The organism is Nonomuraea sp. NPDC004186 (assembly GCF_053603495.1).
This window is the reverse complement of sequence record NZ_JBSGFQ010000122.1, coordinates 18,051-35,241: the sequence shown is the minus strand read 5'-3', so window position 1 is coordinate 35,241 and position 17,191 is coordinate 18,051. Positions and strand designations below refer to the sequence as shown.

The 17,191-nt window shown below is 64.9% G+C and carries 11 protein-coding genes; 1 reads left to right on the top strand and 10 read right to left on the bottom strand.

Annotated features, from left to right (window positions below; genetic code table 11):
• The 7 genes from ACWEPL_RS54090 to ACWEPL_RS54060 all read right to left on the bottom strand — a co-directional run.
• Positions 1 to 607, bottom strand: a 607-nt coding sequence (locus tag ACWEPL_RS54090; RefSeq protein WP_452441155.1) for a hypothetical protein, incomplete at its 3' end; no start/stop codon positions are given.
• Entirely contained in the window at positions 586 to 879 is a 294-nt protein-coding gene (locus tag ACWEPL_RS54085; RefSeq protein ID WP_452441154.1) for a hypothetical protein, read from the bottom strand. The genes ACWEPL_RS54090 and ACWEPL_RS54085, both read right to left, overlap by 22 nt.
• A 46-nt stretch (positions 880 to 925) precedes the next feature.
• Complete coding sequence (locus ACWEPL_RS54080) at positions 926 to 1,495, bottom strand: NAD(P)-dependent oxidoreductase (RefSeq protein ID WP_452441152.1); 570 nt, start codon at positions 1,493 to 1,495, stop codon at positions 926 to 928.
• 718 nt (positions 1,496 to 2,213) lie between these two features.
• Positions 2,214 to 4,940 (bottom strand): pPIWI_RE module domain-containing protein, encoded by a 2,727-nt coding sequence (locus ACWEPL_RS54075; protein WP_452441151.1) that lies wholly within the window; start codon positions 4,938 to 4,940, stop codon positions 2,214 to 2,216.
• On the bottom strand, positions 4,937 to 8,662 hold the full coding sequence (locus ACWEPL_RS54070) for a pPIWI_RE_Z domain-containing protein (RefSeq protein WP_452441150.1): 3,726 nt from the start codon (positions 8,660 to 8,662) through the stop codon (positions 4,937 to 4,939). Before ACWEPL_RS54070 ends, ACWEPL_RS54075 begins: the two co-directional genes overlap by 4 nt.
• Before the next feature lie 9 nt (positions 8,663 to 8,671).
• Positions 8,672 to 9,598 carry a pPIWI_RE_Y domain-containing protein gene (locus ACWEPL_RS54065; RefSeq protein WP_452441149.1) on the bottom strand — a complete coding sequence of 309 codons (927 nt, stop codon included), beginning with the start codon at positions 9,596 to 9,598 and terminating at the stop codon, positions 8,672 to 8,674.
• Positions 9,595 to 11,322 (bottom strand): PD-(D/E)XK nuclease family protein, encoded by a 1,728-nt coding sequence (locus ACWEPL_RS54060; RefSeq protein ID WP_452441147.1) that lies wholly within the window; start codon positions 11,320 to 11,322, stop codon positions 9,595 to 9,597. The genes ACWEPL_RS54065 and ACWEPL_RS54060 overlap by 4 nt, the downstream gene beginning before the upstream one ends.
• A 108-nt stretch (positions 11,323 to 11,430) precedes the next feature.
• Here ACWEPL_RS54060 and ACWEPL_RS54055 point away from each other — a divergent pair, with 108 nt between their 5' ends.
• Positions 11,431 to 12,744 (top strand): serine/threonine-protein kinase, encoded by a 1,314-nt coding sequence (locus ACWEPL_RS54055; protein WP_452441145.1) that lies wholly within the window; start codon positions 11,431 to 11,433, stop codon positions 12,742 to 12,744.
• Positions 12,745 to 12,923: 179 nt separating this feature from the next.
• Here the strand turns inward: ACWEPL_RS54055 and ACWEPL_RS54050 are convergent, their stop codons facing one another.
• From ACWEPL_RS54050 to ACWEPL_RS54040, 3 genes are all read right to left on the bottom strand, one after another.
• Positions 12,924 to 15,677 carry a tetratricopeptide repeat protein gene (locus ACWEPL_RS54050; RefSeq protein ID WP_452441143.1) on the bottom strand — a complete coding sequence of 918 codons (2,754 nt, stop codon included), beginning with the start codon at positions 15,675 to 15,677 and terminating at the stop codon, positions 12,924 to 12,926.
• An 812-nt stretch (positions 15,678 to 16,489) separates the two neighbouring features.
• The gene (locus ACWEPL_RS54045) at positions 16,490 to 16,879 is read right to left on the bottom strand and encodes a type II toxin-antitoxin system VapC family toxin (RefSeq protein ID WP_285777615.1); all 390 of its coding nucleotides are present in this window, start codon (positions 16,877 to 16,879) and stop codon (positions 16,490 to 16,492) included.
• Complete coding sequence (locus ACWEPL_RS54040; protein WP_020547380.1) at positions 16,876 to 17,121, bottom strand: hypothetical protein; 246 nt, start codon at positions 17,119 to 17,121, stop codon at positions 16,876 to 16,878. The genes ACWEPL_RS54045 and ACWEPL_RS54040 overlap by 4 nt, the downstream gene beginning before the upstream one ends.
• Positions 17,122 to 17,191: the final 70 nt, after the last annotated feature.

Below are 17,191 nucleotides of genomic sequence, written 5' to 3'. Positions count from 1 at the left end.
CCACCCGGACGGGCCTGGCGGGAACGGGCGGTCCGTCGGGGAGCAGGCGCAGGACCTCCTCGGACACCCTCTTCCCCCCGCTCTCGTACGGCAGGGACAAGAACATCCTGGCCAGCACGACCGCCTGGAAGACAGTGGCCAGCACGCCCACCAGGCCGTACCCCACACCTGTGACGGCCGCCGCGATCGAGTCGGGCAACAGCGGCATGAGCCGGACCAGCCCCTGCCAGGTCAGCGCGGGCACCCCCAGCACGCCCACGAGCAGCGCGACCCCGGCGTGCGCCAGCCGATCGTCGGCCAGGCGGTAGCCGCGGCCGAGCGCCCGCCATCCCGAACGCCCTTCCAGGATCACGGCCGGCACGGCCAGCAGGAACGGCGCCGCGAGCACCGCGAGCCCCACCATGACGAAGATCGACAGCCAGGACTGAGCGGTCGCCCACGCCACGCCGAGCCCAGCGGCCACGATCGCCACCCACCCGAGCAGCATGATCGCACCGGCCGCGAGCATGGCGGGCGCGCGCCGCAGCGCGGTCCGCAGCGCGGCGGACGGCGACACGGAGCGGTCGAGCATCAGCCCCGCCGCCATCAGCACAGTCGCGGGCAGCACCACGGGGTGGCGAGCATCGAGACGACCCCCATCGCGACCGTCCAGCCCACCAACGGTCCAGGGAGCGCGGACAGCAGCGCGAACTGCCCGTTGACCAGGCCGCCCGCATCCCCGACCAGCGGCATGGCCGCCAGGTACACCACGATGGCCGCCGGTAACGACGCGATGAGGGCGGGCCCCGCCAGGCGGGCCAGGTGCCGTACCGTCCATCGAGTGCTCTGCAACAGGACACTGGTGCGCCATATATGACCGACGGTGTCGGGGATTGTCATCCTGGAGATTCTGCCACCGGAGATCTTCGTCCGGCTGCGGGGCGCGTTATGCGATGCGGGCGAGGTCGCGCATATGGATCGGGTACGCCGGAGGCAGCCCCTTGGCGTACCGCTCGAGTTCGTCGAGGGCGGCCTCGGCAAGGCGATGGACCTCCGTGCCCATGGCGCCGGCGATGTGCGGCGTGAGCTGCACGTTGGGCAGCCCGAACAGCGGTGAGTCGACCGGCAGCGGTTCGGGGTCGGTGACGTCGAGGATCGCGCTGAGCCACCCGCTCACGCATTCGGCGGTGAGCGCGCCGGTGTCGATCAGGCTGCCTCGGGCGGTGTTGATGACCGTGGCGTGGTCGGGAAGCAGCGCGAGGCGGTCGGCGTTCAGCAGGTTCCGGGTCTCGGGCAGCGACGGCGCGTGCAGGGTCACGATGTCGCTGCGGCGCAGCAGGTCGGGCAGCGGAACGAGGGTCGTGCCGAGGGCCTGGGCGTCCGCCTCGGTGGCGTAGGGGTCGCTCGCGAGCACGGTGAGGTCGAAGGACCGCAGCAGGTGTGCCACCCGCCGGCCGGTGTGCGACAGGCCGACGATGCCGACGACGCAACCGTAGTTGGACCGACCACCCCCCACAACTGCTTGGCTGCGACGCAGGTCAGAGACGGGTTCGTTGTTTTTTCCGCGATTGCTACCGGGACCCCGATCAAGTCGGGCGTGTCCCGCCCGCCAACGCTTCCATCCAGCACTTCTCTTGGAGGTCGTGCGGGTCTGGCTTTACGGTTCGACCAAAGGTGGCCGATACCCGGCAGCGCAAACGGCGCATTTCACCCTCGCTGCCGGTCCGCCGATGTGCCGGATGCGTGCCGAAGAGCATGTGACGAGCATGAACTCGGCCATCTTCGCCTCGCAGGAGACGGTCGGGAACCGAGAAAGTGCAGGTCGGATGGGGTGTGAGGTGGTAGGGCGCCCGGGGCTCGAACCCGGAACCTACGGATTAAAAGTCGACAGTCCTCATGCCAGGCTCTGTCGTTTTATGATCGGTTGTGCCGCTTCGGCCATTGGTGCCATCTCTGAGATGTCCGAGAATGACGGCTAGTGGTGCGCCGTACTACATGCTGAAGAGCATCCGACGAGCAACGTCAGGGCGGGCGCGGTTCCTAAACCGTTCTCATTTTGCCCTTCCTTCATCTCCGCGCGACAGCTGGTACTTGGTCCACGACCGAAGACGGGGGCGTGAAGCTCGAGGACGAACCCAGGCGTGCCCCCTAACCGTCGTCACGCGAAGTCCTACGGGCACCGCGACGCCGACAGCAAACGTCCCTTGGGATCTCCTCCTCGGTCTGCGCTGCGGTCACGCATCGTCCTTGGGGTTGGGAAGCACATACTCCACGGCCTTCTTCGCTAGGTGAAGAGGGAAGGGAAGGGCCAGGGGTGCGTCGATGTCGGGTGCGTGGCGCAACTGGTGGACACAGGCGGCCCACTCGCCGGGCTCTTCTCCGCGTTGGTAGGCGAGGACCGCGATCTCCAGCAGATTGGGGTTGAAGGCGTTCTTGTCGGTATCCCGGACTTCCTTGCCCGTCCGGTCAGTCCGCACACCCTCCTTCCGTGCCTTGATGGATGCCTTCTTCGCGGTGCCGGGTCTATCTGTGGAGCTGTAGAAGACCCGTTCGCCCTGTGCCTCGGTGAGGGGCCAGAGGCCGGCTGGGATCCCGTGGTTGCCGTCCGTGGCGTACCACTGAGGAGTTTCGTCGCGGCTGCTGTCCCTCACGCGCAGGAGACGCAGCCGGTTCCCCCAAAGGGCGACGGGTACGGGGTCACCGTCGTCGACCCAGATGTGATCCCGCATGACCATGCCGTTGTTCAGCCATGGCCAACCCCCACGGAGGTTCTGCGCATGCACCATGAAGAGCGTCGGCCGATCGCGCAGCTGCGCCAGTAGCGGCCGGAGAAAGGCTGCCGTCCTCCTCCGCAAGTTCTTCTGCTCTTTGTCCCACTGAGAGAAGGAGCTCTGGGTACCGTCTTCGGCAGCTTCGTCGTCGGCCGCGATCTCGTCTGCAGAGGCGTGGGAGTCGACGCCTTTGGCCAGCCATAGCAGATACTCGGGATAGGGTGCCCAGCGGCGTTCGTCCGCGATCCAACCCGACACTCCGCGTACGCCATCCGCCGGACGCACCCTGATGGCGAGCAGCTGCCGGATGGCCTGGCGGGTGGGGCCGTCCTTCCTGCGTTTCGCCATCCATACGGCGACGTACTGCAGATCCCCTGGGAATGTGTCCACGAAAGTGTGCCGCGGAACGCGTGAGGCTCCGAGCTGTCGAAACGCGTCGATCCACGCCATCTTCGCGCGGTGGGGACGGTTCTTTATCAGAGCCTTGTCTACGGCGGTTTGGAGAAACTGCGTAATCACTTCGGCATCGGCATAGCCCAGCCGGACGGCGAACTTCGAGTCAGAACGCTTGATCTTGAAGTCCTTCTCGATCTCTACCAGCGCGACTAGCGGCCTGGGTCCCTTCTCGTCGTTTATGGCGTCCGCGATCTCGCTCCGCCGCTTGGCGATAGCCTCGCCCAACTGTTTATTGCTGGGTGTCTTGGTGGCGCTGACCTCCAGCGCGGCGCCGATGTCCCCGGTGGACCGTACTTGCAGGATCACGTCGAGCTCAGGTGTTCGCCAAGTGTGGGTCTCGTCCGCGCTGTCTGGAGTGGGTAGGTCGAGCAAGCTGCTTAGAGACGTGATCAGGGCGTCGCGAGTCGCTTCTTCCTGCCAATGGACGCGGGCGACCAGTGGCGCACCCCCGAGTGCATCCCGGAGCAGTCGACGTCGTTCGACGGACTCCCTGGCCGCCTGCTCTGCCTTCTTGTGCTCCAGGATCCGCACGCGATCGGCCTCGGCTGCCTTCCTGGGCGCGAGGATCTTCTTCGGGGCGTTGGATGGCTTGGTGGGCCAAGGAGCGCGACGGCAAGCGGGCGTACGGGTGAACTCAGGGGAGATTGCCTCATCGATCCACGCCATGAGCGGCACTCTGTCCGCGGACATGAGCCCGGCGCCCACGCCGTGGGTTCCCATGGTTGTATGGTGCGGAATACCTGCCCTGATTCCCGCGAGTCCGTCCAGGTATTTCCTGGGGTTCCTGCCGAGATCCGCTGCGTCCACCGCGGAGCGCACCAAGCTGGCTGCTGGGAGCAGGTCGGGCCTGTCGATGGCCCGCCACGTGTGCTCGGCTCTCCTGGAGTCGTAGCGAAGCCGGTGGATCGCGATCCGGGTGCTGTCTCCCGATACTCCGGGCCACTGCGTGTCGGTGATCACATGCACGGACGCCGACCGGCCTGCTGTGTAGACAGTTCCCTGGGCGTTCACTTCGGTCACCCAGCGCCGGACGCCCGTTCGCACGTGTAGCCGGAACTGTGAGGTGAACGGCACGGTCTGCACCGTGATGGTAATGACGTAGGAGAACAGCGCCCCTGGAGTTTCCGACAGATCGCCACGCGGGGGCCAGGAAACGAGTTCCGCTCGCCGGTCGATGGTCGGGGTCTCGAGAAATGACCAGGGACGTCCGCCTGCTCCCCTGAACTCGCCACGTCGCCGGATGAGGCGGGCCAGGTAGTCGGGAAGCAGGTGATACAAGGGTGGCTCGGGCTGGGCGGTCTCCCCATCACTCAAAGTGCGCCCGGCCAGATCGGTGAACTTGGTCCGCCATGGCAGAGCGGTCCTCATGAGTAGGCCGTAGGCGTGTTCACGGAGGTCCTCCTCCCCGCGCATGCCCAGGAGCCAGACTCCCAGCAGCCCTCGGACGATCCGGTCGTCCACGGGGTGATGCGCGTAGAGCCAAGGGACATCGTCTTCCATGGAGACCCGCCGGCCCACCGAGATCACATCCGGTGCGGCCAGAGGAAGGAGCGCATTGAGCGACCTTATGGGAAAGGTCTTGACCTGATCTTCAGGAGTGTCGGCGAGCCCTGACCGGTGGGCCTCCGCGAACGCCCCCCGTAGCTCTTTCGGGACATGCAGGACCTGGAAGGGCTTGAGTAGTGAGTTCTCTGAGGGCTGGTAGGCGGTCAGGGTGATCGATTCGTACGTCATCGCCACCTCCTCTCGTCGCCATGGAGGGGGACAGCCTCAGGAGACCGCAGCAGAAGCTTTTTCAGTCCGTCGTAGAGCGGCCGGTAGAGGGCGTCCGCGAGATAGATGTTCGCTTCGGTGGCGGGAAGCCGGTGCGGAGGAGCGGGACGGCGTTGCCACTCCGGCGCGTCCCCGAAGTACGGGGCTAGGACGTCCCGCATGCTTACCAGAAGACTGGAGCGCGGGTTATCCCTGCGAAGTCCGGCGGCGCGCTGCGGAGCGAAGGCCGCGTCCACGAAGTGGACACGAGCACCCACGCCGCCCCGGGTCAACCGGCCGATCACCTGCCACATCACTACGAGCAGGTCCCACGTGAGGTACTCGCGGTCGGCGTCGCTCAGTCGCTTCCACATCAGCTCCCGGTTGGCAAGCCAGTGCAGCTCCCTGCGCGCCTGCTTCCGCCATTCCAGGCCGGCGGCGTCCAGCGACATTGCGCTCTGGACGACTTGGTCGAAGGTGCTGCCGGGACGGGTACGGCGGACGGTCAGGTCGTTGAGCGCGTGGATGAGCACGCTGACGTCGCTAGGCGTAGGGAGGGGACGGGCCAGGAAGTAAACCGATCCGAAGAGCGCCTTCTCCTGATCATTTAGAATGTTGTGTCCGCGTTCGACCGACTGGAGCGGTGCGACAAGGATGGTGTACTTGGTCGCGCCGAAGGTGGCGAGGTCGCCGCGACGGAGCGTGGGAGCGTCTCGGCTGCTGTCCTGGTCGTGGCACAAGACGTCGGAGGCTTCTTCGTCATCTGAAATGAGGACGCAGATTCTATCCCTCCACTCTCGGCAGCTTTGGAGAGCCCGGCCCGCTTCTTTGGCGTCTTTGTAGCTGCCGGTGAGTACGAGTAGATGCTGACGGCTGGGCGGTAGCTTTCCAAGTTCTTGCGTGAACCTGGAACGCCCCCCTTGGTCCGCCGGATCTGGATCGGCGAGGCCGCGAAGCATCTTCCACAACACGTCGTTCCGATTGAACGACGTGCCGGAGAGCTGCAGAGGTCTCATGGGGTCCCGTGGTGAGGCGTTCTCGACGGCGTCATAGACGAAGGACGTGAACATGGAGATCTTCGGGATGGAGAGCTTCCCCGGCTCCTCTACGCGTGCCTTGGCATGCAGCACCGCTTTCACCGGCTCGGAGAGGTGATAGCGGGTGGATGCGCCTGCCCAGCTCGTTCCGGACATCAGCACTACGTTGGGCCCATGGCTGCCGTCCACGTCGTGCAGAGTAGGAAGGACGGACAGAAGTTCGCGGCCCACCCCCGTACACCGGATGAACCTCAGCTCGCCCGTCTTGGCGTAGACGTCCCTGGCGTCGGGGACGAACTGGAACGCCAGGATGTTGCCCATAGGGGACTCGGGGATCACCGGAGCGTAGTCGGTCGGGGAGCTGTGGTAGAGCGCGTTGGCGGAGGGATCGAGATTGAGCGCGATCTCCACTCTCGGCCAGAGCGTCGTCAGTAGGTTCAGCCGGTCATGCAGGATCGCCACGAGTAGCGTGAACTCGAACCTGCGGCGTTCCCGACGGAGCTCCTCCTTGACGTTTTCCCTCACCTCAGCGTTCAGATCCATACCGGAGAGCTCATAAGGGTCACGCAAGCCTGCGAGTTGGGCCAGAAGGGTTTTAAGCTCCTCGGCCACTCTCGGGCTGCCCGGCCTGCTGGTGATCAGACGTCGAGCGAGCTCCGCGAGCTGGAGCGTTTCCCTGGCCGGCGCGTCGTCGGAGAGTTCGGCCTCGTCATTGTCCCCAACGGGATCATCACGGAAGCCATCGAGTACCTTCAGGATTGCTTCGCGTCGCTTGTCGCGGGACTCCTGAGCGACGCCAGGGTCCTGGCTCAGGTAGGCCAGCAGCTTCGCGCTCGCCTCCTGCCTCGTCTCGTGCTTAGGGTTCGCCCACTCGGCTGCTGACGGAATCCGGTCGGGCAGCCGGGTCGCGGGCCACTGGCCCACGAGCTCAAGCTGGAGCGACCAGACGGTGAAGAGATCCGACCCCAGCCACTCGCGAAGTTCGTCGTCACTCACGATCATGGCGTAGATGCGATTGGCCGCGGTCGATACAGTGTCCAGCGCGGCGGTCCATTGCTGGACCATCTCGTTGGAGAGTTGTATGCGGCCTTCGCGTGCCAACTCGGCGACATTGTGCCGGTTGATCTCGTCCAGCCAGGAATCGTCGCCCCGCTTGTACAACGTCGCGGTCGGGGCAAACAGGTGATCCAATCTGATCTGGACCTGGTCGGCTTCATCGACGATCAGCAGATCCGCGGTCCTGCAGGCCAGCTCCAGGTAGCGGATCCGTTCAGGGTTCTGCTGAACGGGCACTGACGAGACCGTGAGTGCCTCCGGAGTAGCGACCCAGATGGTCGCCTCACGGAGCCCTCGTGCGGCATCATGCCTCGGACAGTGACTCCAGATCGGACATCCTCGCCGGGACTTCCGCTTTTCCTCACCGAGATCGGCGGCGACTTCGCCCGCCAGGGAGGCTTGGTCCAGCGGGATCAGCCTCTGGCATGGAGCCTCCAGATACGGCAGCGGCCCGTCCGCCTCCGCGCCCCGCAACGCGCTGAGCGGGCAGGCGGTGCTCAGGTAGGCGAACGCGGCATCCTGATGCAGGAGGGGCAGCGGAGAGACCTGCCGGAGCCGCCGGTGCAGCCGTCTGGTGTGCTGGTCGCGGGTAGATGTTCCAATGAGAGGGATCGCGTGCAGTCTGTCCCAGCCGGTGTACGCCTTGTCGCCTTCCTTGATTTTTCGGTCGGCGGCCTCACGCAATTTGTTGAATCCCTGTGCCACACGGAGCGCCTCGGCGACGTCGCCGACGACGAGGACGACGCGCTGTCCCAATTCGGCCACGGCGTGTGTGGCGAGGATGTCGCGCAGCGTGCTCTTGCCCACTCCTGGAATCCCGATGAGGTTGAGCAGGCCGTTGACGATCAGGCGATCCGCTTTGGCAAAGCGCCCGCTTACCTCGTCCAACGTGGAGAGCTCCATCCCGAGATACCGTGATTCCCAGTCGGTGAGCGCCTTGGACTGGCCCTGATTCGGCTGGTCGAGGTTCGCCATCTTCTTGGCGGTCTGCCGCAGCGATTCCACGGGTTGGTTGAAGGGCTCTCGGGGGTGCTGGGCCTCCAATGCGAGACGGGAGTTCACCGGAGGTGGAAGGTTTTCAGGGATATCGATGTGCTGAGCGCCAATGGTGCGCCCATGGAAGAGATGCGGACCCGGTTCCGCGATAATGATCCTGCTCGTGCTGAAGGGTGGCGCAGAACTCAGAAGGGCGTCGTACACCTTCAGGCGATGCGCTGCGAGCGATGGTTGTCTCTGAACCGCCGGCCAGGCCAGACTTTCTGCGAAATCGTACGCGCGGTGCCGCTCGGGCAGGTGCCGGTACCGCAGCAGGGCGGAACGCCAGACCTCCCGCCGGTGCATGGACTCCAAGTGGTATCGGGCCGCGCGCAGGATTTGGCGAAGCCTGTCGTCCGGGCGGCTCGCGACAAGACCTCGGGCGCGGGAGAAGGGATACCCGCCGAACAAGGGCCATCCGTCGATGGGAGCGAGTTGCGGGCTGACCAGTTCGATGACACGGAGCCCGAGCTCGACGGTGTAGTCGAGCCTCTTGCTGAGGTCGTCGTATTCGGCGGCTTCCGCAGCAGGTATGGCCGACAACGCCTCACGGAGGTGGTCGCGAAGGTTACGCATGCGAGTCTTTCAACATTCGACGTCCCTGAGCGGACTTGAGGCTTGGCGGTTGGAGCCTTCCGGGGCACGGAGCCGGGGGCCTGCGATGACGAACTCGCGGATCGGCCGGGCGGCGTGGTGGAGGTTCTCGGCAACGTGACGCACGTCGCCGATCAGTACGTTGCGTCGGCCACGGCACTTCGTGGTCTCGCACTGCCAGCGCTCTCCGGAGCCGCCATTGATGGGCACCAGGACCAGGCCGCAGTGGCCACAGACAGCTATCTCGTCTGCGGAGCTGAAGTACCGCTCGTGAACACGGAGGTAGAGAATGTCGATCAGCTCGTCGGTCACCTGGAAGCCGCCGATTCGCTCTAGCTTCAGGAACGCGATCTCCTGGCTGGACAGGACGGGATGGGCGATCAGCCACTCGCGCAACTTCGGGAAGCCACCAGGGTGGCCAGCCTCTTCGTAGAGTGCACGAGCGTCCAGCAGGGCGAGCCGTTCTAGGCTTCTGTCGGCTGCGTCCGGGTGAGCGAACTCCAGGGAGAGCCTGAGGCAGAGCTCCGACGGCCGGATCGGATCGAGCTCGACGAGTAGCCCGGTCAAATCTTCGTCGTCGGGGAGGTTGAGGAACGGCCATGCGTCTATGGGGCTGCTCCAGCAGAGGGCCATGAGATCGGCCAGTGTTCGGGGGCAGCTCAGGCGGTCGCGGTAGGGCGTCAGGTGATATCCACCTGGATGCCTCAGCACGCCGATGAGCGCGATACGGTCGAGCACGTACTGGGCCAACGGCGGATAAGGAACGCTGAAAGCCTTCTCCTTCGGCCAGTCCGCCAGCTGCGCCACCGTCGCGGCCACCATGCCGATGATGCGCCGAGACTCGGCCTCGTTGTAGGCCTCGCCTATGGCATGGTCGAAGGCGGTGAGCGCGGACGAGGGGTATGGGAGGTCCGTCATGGAGCGCTCCGGTCCGGTCTGTGCCTCGGCGAGACCGGGCACCATCGCTGGTAGGAGCAACGGCTGCAGGCCTTCTCACTGGGCGTCGGGAGATATTCCTCGTCCGAATGCCAGCTCCGAGTGAGGCCGTGAATTATATCTTTGGCCCGTTCCTGAACCGATGTCGAGTTGGGGTCGACCACCCGGATATCGGGTCCAAGCGGTGTGAGTAGTTCCAGCTCGACGGCGGAGCCCGGGCCCGCGGGAATCGCCCCGGCCTTGAACAGGAGTACAGCCAGCGCGAGCTGCGGGTACCAGGTCAGTAGGTCGGCACCATCGGCCACGAAATCGCCTACCGTGGTTTTCAGCTCGCGATACACCCACGAACCGTCGCGCCGGTAGAGGAGGTCTGCGTCCGCCACGATGAGAACATCCGCGTGCCGGTCATCGGCGGTTACCGTCTGCTCGGGGTACGCAGCGCTGTCGGGTGCCGTGTCCAGAAAGGGGCACACCTCCAGGTGTGCCGCGAGCATCGCAGCTCCATGCCGCGCGTGCTCTCCTTCCAACGTCCACTCGCCCGCTGACCAGACATCAGGGTTCTCTGGGAGGTCGCCTGGAGCGCATGGCCTTCTGGGTTTCCTGCCATGGAGCAGCTTCAGCCACGCGTGGACGGCATCGCCCCGGCGTACGAACGCAGTCTTCTCGGACTCCTCATCGGGTGGGAGACCCAGTGCGCGGAAATGTGCCTTGGCGGGACAGTCGCTGAAGTATCTCCCGGTCGTTACCGACCAGATCCGTCTTGGGCGAGACGAGTCACGGATGTCCAAGAACCCAGGAGCGCTGTGCAGCCGACGACACTCCGACCGGATTTTGCAGTCAAGGCAGTCTCGTCCCGCGATCTCCGTGCTCGGACGGCGGAGTGCACTCAGCGTTTCGGCGGCCTCCGAGACGAAGAAGGCTTCGGCGGCTTCGGCCGTATCGTCGTAGAGCACCCGCGCTAGCCCGTCTATGCATCCGATCTCCACGAGGCGGACCCGGCTCGGGAGCGCGGCAGCAGAGGACGAAGAAGTAAGGGGAAGGAGCGGAAACGGCTTGCCACCATGGTACGGGCCGGGTTCCCTGTCCACGACATCCCGGTCGACGCACGATCCAGTCGCCAGCACATGGGCGGCGGTGGCCAACTCCGCGTCGGCGCGTCGCTTGGCGCCCGCCCTGCCCATGGCCGGGACGCGGAGCTCGCGAATGGTGTCGCCTCCGTGGCGATAGACGTAGCCGCGTCCCCACGTGCAGAGCTCCCAGGTACGGGAGTTGACGACGGCGTCGCTGGATGGATACTGCCGTACCCAGGGCCCGGCCGGCCAGAGGCCGGTCGCGGTCTGGAGGTGATGGTCCTCCTCGAACGCGCGAAGGTAGTTGCGCACCGCGTTATGTGTCCACGTCAGCAGCCCCTCGTGTAGCGGGGGGATCAGTTCGCCAGCGATGTCACGGGCCGCGTCGCCGCGGAGGGGAAGGCGCGAGAAGGCTTCGTCCAGCGATACCTGGTGGTTTTCGACGAGTTCGAGAACGGCATTGAAGGGTGAGAAAGCCATACTGGCGAGACGCGAAAATTTTTTTCTTGCCACCCGCTTCACCGAGTAGTCGGTTTTGGCCGCCAGGTAGGTCGGACAACTCTTCTGAGAAGTCGTGGCCGAGCTGCTGTAGACACGGATGACGGCATTGTCGTGCTCGTGGTTCGACGGGCTCATCTGACCTCCGGGGGCGACAGGTTAGCATAGCTTTTGCTGTACATAAGAGCCGATTAAGTTACCGGTCACAGGCTTTTCTGCTGCTTGGGCAGCCGCGCAGGAGGTGTGGTGGACGTCGGGGACAGAATCCAGGATCGTTTCGAACTCAAGCGCAGGCTGGGGCGCGGAGGGATGGGCGACGTCTGGCTCGCGTGGGATGAGGACTTCGAGCGGAAGGTCGCGATCAAATTCATGATCGAGAAGTCCGTCATTGGTGAGACTGATGTGATCTCAACGGAGGACTACCACGACCTGCGCCGACGATTCGAACGGGAGGGCCTGGCGACGGCTGCGCTCGATCACCCGGCGATTCCGGCCGTTCACCACCGGGGCGTCTGGAGCGGCTCCTCGGGAGGGGAAATGCCCTACCTTGCGATGCAGTACATCGAGGGCAAGACCGTCGAGGAACTGCAGGAGGAGCGGGGCGGCTTCCTTGAACCGGAGGAAGCAGCATGTCTGGCTGTGCAGCTGTGTTCGGCGCTCGCAGTGGCGCATGACGCGAACGTCGTGCACCGCGATCTCAAACCGGCGAACCTCATGGTCAGTCCCTCGGGAATGATCAAGATCATCGACTTCGGCGTGGCGTTCATCGTCGACTCCGAGAAGTCGAGGATCACAAGGAGCAGGTACTCCAGCCCGGGAACGAGTGGATACGTGGCGCCAGAGGTTCTGAAGGGAGCCAGCCCGGGAGGCGCGGCGGCCGATCTTTACGCGCTGGGAATCGTCGTATACGAGCTGCTGGGGGGACCTGTGTTTCATGCGGCCACAGCTACGGACCTCGACGCCGCGCATCTGTACAAGGACCCGCAGCCCTTGTGCGAACGGAGGCCGGCGGTTCCGCGAGACCTGGGTGAAGTGGTCGATCGGTTGCTGGCCAAGGACCCGGCGGAGCGCCTCGTCGGCGCTCGCGAGGTATCGGCCCTGATGAGGAGGCATGTCCCCGTGACCGGTTCTCCGGGTATCGGTCATCACGTGGAGTTCGACGTCACGCTGCCGTTCAGAACGCCGTTCGCTCCGCTCGCGCGACCGGACGACAGTCTCCGGCCGGCGATGGTCGCCGTGGCGGGGGTCGCCATGTCGGTGGGAGACGCGCAGCTGGGACGTGCACGCGAGCTCTGGGACTCGGGCGACCGTGACGCGGCATTCCGTCTTATCAAGTATGTGATGGAGGAGGCGAAGCGGGAGCAGGGCGATGTGGGGAAAGGGGCTGAGCGGGCCTGGCGGCTCTACGCGGAGTGGCTCCGCGCCGCGGGGCGCAAGGGCGAGGCGGTCGGCGAGCTTGGCGACATGCTCCGGATTTTAGAGTCCAAATTGGGCAGACGGGACAGGCGGGCAATGGAAGTGCGTGAGCTGCTAAGGAAATACGAGTCGGAGAAAGAATGACGGGCGAGGAAGCCTGCCCGCCCGTCTTCGTGCTATCGCTTCGGCCGCTTCGGATTCGTGGGCCGCTTTTTCTTCGCCATAGCGTCTCCCGGTTCTGAGAGTTTCCGCGGCAAGCCGCGGAGCATTCGGCCACCTGAACCTACTGGGCCAGTATATCGCCTCTACTTGTCCAGCAATGGCTACTTCTGGAACAATGCCGCCGCCTCCTTAGCACGTATCTCGCGGACCTGGTCGGTGTCCCCGTGACCGATGTCCTCAAGAACGGCGATGGCGAGGAGCCAGTGCTCGACGGCGCTGTTCGGGTCGCCTGACGCCAGCGCGCTGTCGCCCATGCTGTCCAGCGTACGGATCTCGTTGGCGCGGTAGCCGATCTCCCTGTACAGGCGAAGGCATTGCTCGAAATAGCCGAGCGCGGCCTTGTGATCACCGAGCAACTGGTAGATGCAAGCGACGCTGTCAAGATCGGCTGCCTGGCTGTTGGGGGCGTTCAGCTCGCCGTGTAGGTCGGCGGCTCGCGTGCAGTACATCAGGGCCTCCTGGTGTTCTCCCCGCATGGCCAGGCTCCAGCCGATGCCGTTCAGGGCATCTGCAAGCCCGCTTTCGGCGCCAGTTTTGCGGAATCCGTCGGCGGCGAGGTGGTATTGCTCCAGGGCCGCCTCGTGATCCTCCGCGTAGGCAAGACTGACCGCCAGGACGTAGCGGCAGTCGGCTTCCGCGCGTGCCAATCGTCCCGGCCCCAGCGTGGCCAAGGCTTGCCGACCGTACTCGACGCTCTCGGCGTGTGCTCCCAGCCGGCGCAGGGTGATGGCCAGCTGGCGGAGAAAGTAGGACCGGATCTCCGGATCTTCCGGCTTCGATGGGTCGTCCGTGATCGAGCGCAACATCGTCGTGCAGTCGTTCCATCGCCCGTGGTACCACATGTTCTCGATGAGAGAGTCCACGATAGTCCTGGCCTTGCTCCCCATGCCGTGTTCCTCGGCGTATCGCACGGCGGCGAGGAAGCGCGGCGAGTCCTGGCTAGCGAGACGGGTATCGGGGTCCGTGGCGGCGGCCAGATCGGCGTAGTGCTCGATGAGCTTTTCGCAGGCACGGTCGTGGACGTCCTGGAGACGTCGATCCCCGCGGCAGAGGGAGAGGGCGTAGTCACGGAGGAGTTCGTGCATCTGGAAGCCGTTGTGCGTATTCTCCTGTAGCAGGTGGAAATGGCGTAACCGACGTAGCAGGGCCAACCCGGCTCGGGTGTCCTCTAGGCTGGCGAGCGCGGCAGCTCCTGAGGCGTCGATGTCAGGGCCCGGGGCCGAGCCGACCAGGACGAAGAAATCGCGCAGCTCGGCAGGAAGCGCGAGATACGTCCAGGAAAAGACGGTGCGGAGCGCGGAGTTCGGCTCGTGCAGGTCGAGGAAGTCCAGTCGGCTGTCGGCGTCGGTCAAAACAGACACGATTTGGTCCAGTGACAGCTCAGGCAGGTGCCGGATGTGGGATCCGGCGATTGCCAGGGCTAGAGGATTGCCGCCGCAGGCGGCCAGAACGGTGGCAATCGCGGCTGGCTCGGCGGCTGCTCGGTCGGCTCCTATGTGCCGGATCAGCAGATCCCAGGATTCGTGGGTTGGTAGTGGAGTCAGGTGGAGATGCGTGACATCGCTTCTTCGCAGGAGGGTCCCCAACCTGGTGCGGCTGGTGGCGATGATGGCGGAGGACCCGTGATGCGGGAGCAGGTGGAGGACGCTCTCGCTGTCCCGGACGTTGTCCATGACGATGACGAACCGCCCCGCCGCGACTGTGTCCAGGTAGTGCAGTCGGCGGCCCTCCGGGTTCTTGCCTGCGGCCGCGTCAGCCTCGCCCATTTGTTCCAGGAGCACCTCGACCGCCTCGGCACACGACATGGGAGCGGTCGGACCGAAGCCTCGGAAGTCGACGAATAGCTGCCCGTCGGGGAAGTCCTGGGCAGCCTCGTTGGCCATGTCGATGGCGAGAGTGGTCTTTCCCAAGCCGGGGCCACCTGTGACAGCGATGCAGAGAAGCTCCGCCGTCGGTCCAGGGCCGAGGAGACCATGGTCACCTCGGCGCACGTAGGGCTGAGGGAGGGCAGGAAGGCGGTTGCGTCGCGAGCCGGCCGCGGGCTGCATCGCCACCTCTTTGCGGAGTACGGCCTGAACCAACTCCTCCCGCCGCCACCACTGCTGGGCCGCCGTTGCTTCGTTGCCGTGCCAGGCGAGTTTGTTGAAGGGGTCGTCGATGAGCGAATCACCCAGAGCCGCGTGCAGGGCCTGCTCGCTGCGGAAGAGGTCGATCCCGTCGGGCTGCTTGAGATCCAGCCGGATGACCTCGGCACACCGGAGGAACGCTCGCAAGTCGGAATCGGAGGGCTTGCGTCCGACGATGGCCGTCCAACGCGTTACGACGACCTCGACGAAGGTTTCGAGCGCCCTGCGCTGGGAAACCGTCGGCGCTGCCGCCAAGAGAGGGAGGGCGGCCGGGTGTGTACGGAGGCGCAGGAGCACAATGCCGAGCTGGTCGAAGGCGCGACTCCCGTCATGGTTCGTTGCGATCACGAGCCGGTCTCGTGAGAGGTCGACGGGGCGGACGTCCGAACTCGTGTGGATACCTTCGACGAAGGCGCGCACTATCTGGTCAATGGCCTTCACCAGATCTTCCGCCTGTGCGTCCAACCGTCTCATTCCGGCCTTCGCCTGTATGAGGATGAACCCGCCGCCGGACACGGTGACGCCCACATCGTCGACGGGAAGCCCGGTCTCACACCCCACCGTTTCAATCCGGACGGCGGCGCCGAGCCCGAGGTCGGTCAGCGGCATCTCCACGATGGCGCGCACAGCACACCAGGCGAAAACCTGAGCCTGGAAGGTGAGGCCATGCGCAGCTCTCGCCCCACCGGCTGATGATCTGGCCCCCGCCTGGTGATGGGACTCGTCCATGGCCTCCTCACCGTCTCGCAGATCCGCTGACGGGAGCATCTCACAATCGGTCCCAGCCGGATCGTCGCCTTCATTAGGCAGGGGCGTTCCCCCTGGGGCGGCAGGGAGTCTCGCCGCGAAGACAATGTCGCCGGGGGAATTTGTCACCTCGACGCGCCCCCGTGCGCTCGGTGATCATCGCGACGATGGCCAGTCGCATGCCTGTGCCGACAGCTGGGGAACGGCAGGCGTTGCCGCGTGAGCAGTCGAAGCCCGAGGACATCGCTGATGGAACCTGTGGTCAAGACCTGGGAGGACGAGCCCGCGTCCTGACTGAGCCTTGATCAACACCGACGGTAGGGGTAACACCCAGAGGTCCTTCTCCGCTGGCCTCCATCCGTGGCTGACGAACAACGCTTTGGACAGCGCCATCCTTCTCCTCGGATGAGGGCGATGACAAGTCGGCATACGGCAAGCCATCCTGCGGCCGATCGAGGGGTATGAAGAAGCCCCGGCAGGACCCCACGGTACTGCGCTCGCCCGAGGACGTGGTTAGCGGCAAAAGTACCTCGCCGTTTCTCCTCACAGCTCTGCGATCTCGGCCAACGCTGCATTCAGTGGCGTCAACTGCACCCGTAGTTCAACCGAGTCGCCCAATTCGGCTCATTGGTTTACGCACCTTTGTGATTCTAATGGAGTCAAGCAGGCGCTTCACATGGCAGCGCTTGGCGGGTGCTCGTACAAGGGGGCGTGGACGAATCACCTGAGACTTTGATCTGCGGCGAAAAGGAGTTCCGTCATTCAAGCTCGATTCTTAGAATGCCGGACGTCCGTCAGGGCTGTGCGGAAGTGATGTCGGTGTGTGGGAAGTCCTCGCCTTTGAAGAGCAGGGGCTGGTCGAGGTCTTTGGCGAGGGCGTAGGCGAAGCAGTCGCCCATGTTGAGCTTGGCCTTGGAATTGTTGCCCTTGCCGTAGGTCTGGTACGCCTGGCGTGCGATCCTGGCCTGATGGGGTGTTACCGGCTCGATGATGAGCCCCATCTCATCAACGAGCGTGTCGAAGGCGTTGCGCATGGCCTCACCACGGTTGTCCGCCACAATGGCCGCTTCGACGTAGTTGACGGCCGAGATGCGACACACGTTTGCGGCGATGGTGTGAGCGAATGGGATGGCCTCTGGCTCACCGTTGATGACGGCAATGATGGCGCTGGAGTCGATGATCACGCGGGAAGACCGGTGTCCGGGTCGTACAGATCTTCAACGGACAGTCGGTCTCGACCGAGGTGGGTCCGCATGCCGGCAGCAACGCTCAAAATGCGTTCGGCCCTGCCGGCGGCTTCGGAGCGGCGTTCCAGCGCATCCAGGCGGCGTTCGAGCACTTGAGCGGCGTGCTGGGTTTCCTCGGCCAGCCGGATGACCCGGCGGGCGAGGTCATGGATGGGCTCGTGTTCGAGGTCCACGCTCACCGTCGCTCGACTCCCTCTGTCGCGGTGCCTGAGTTGCACCTCCAGCGTAACTGGTGGCCGAGCTTCACTC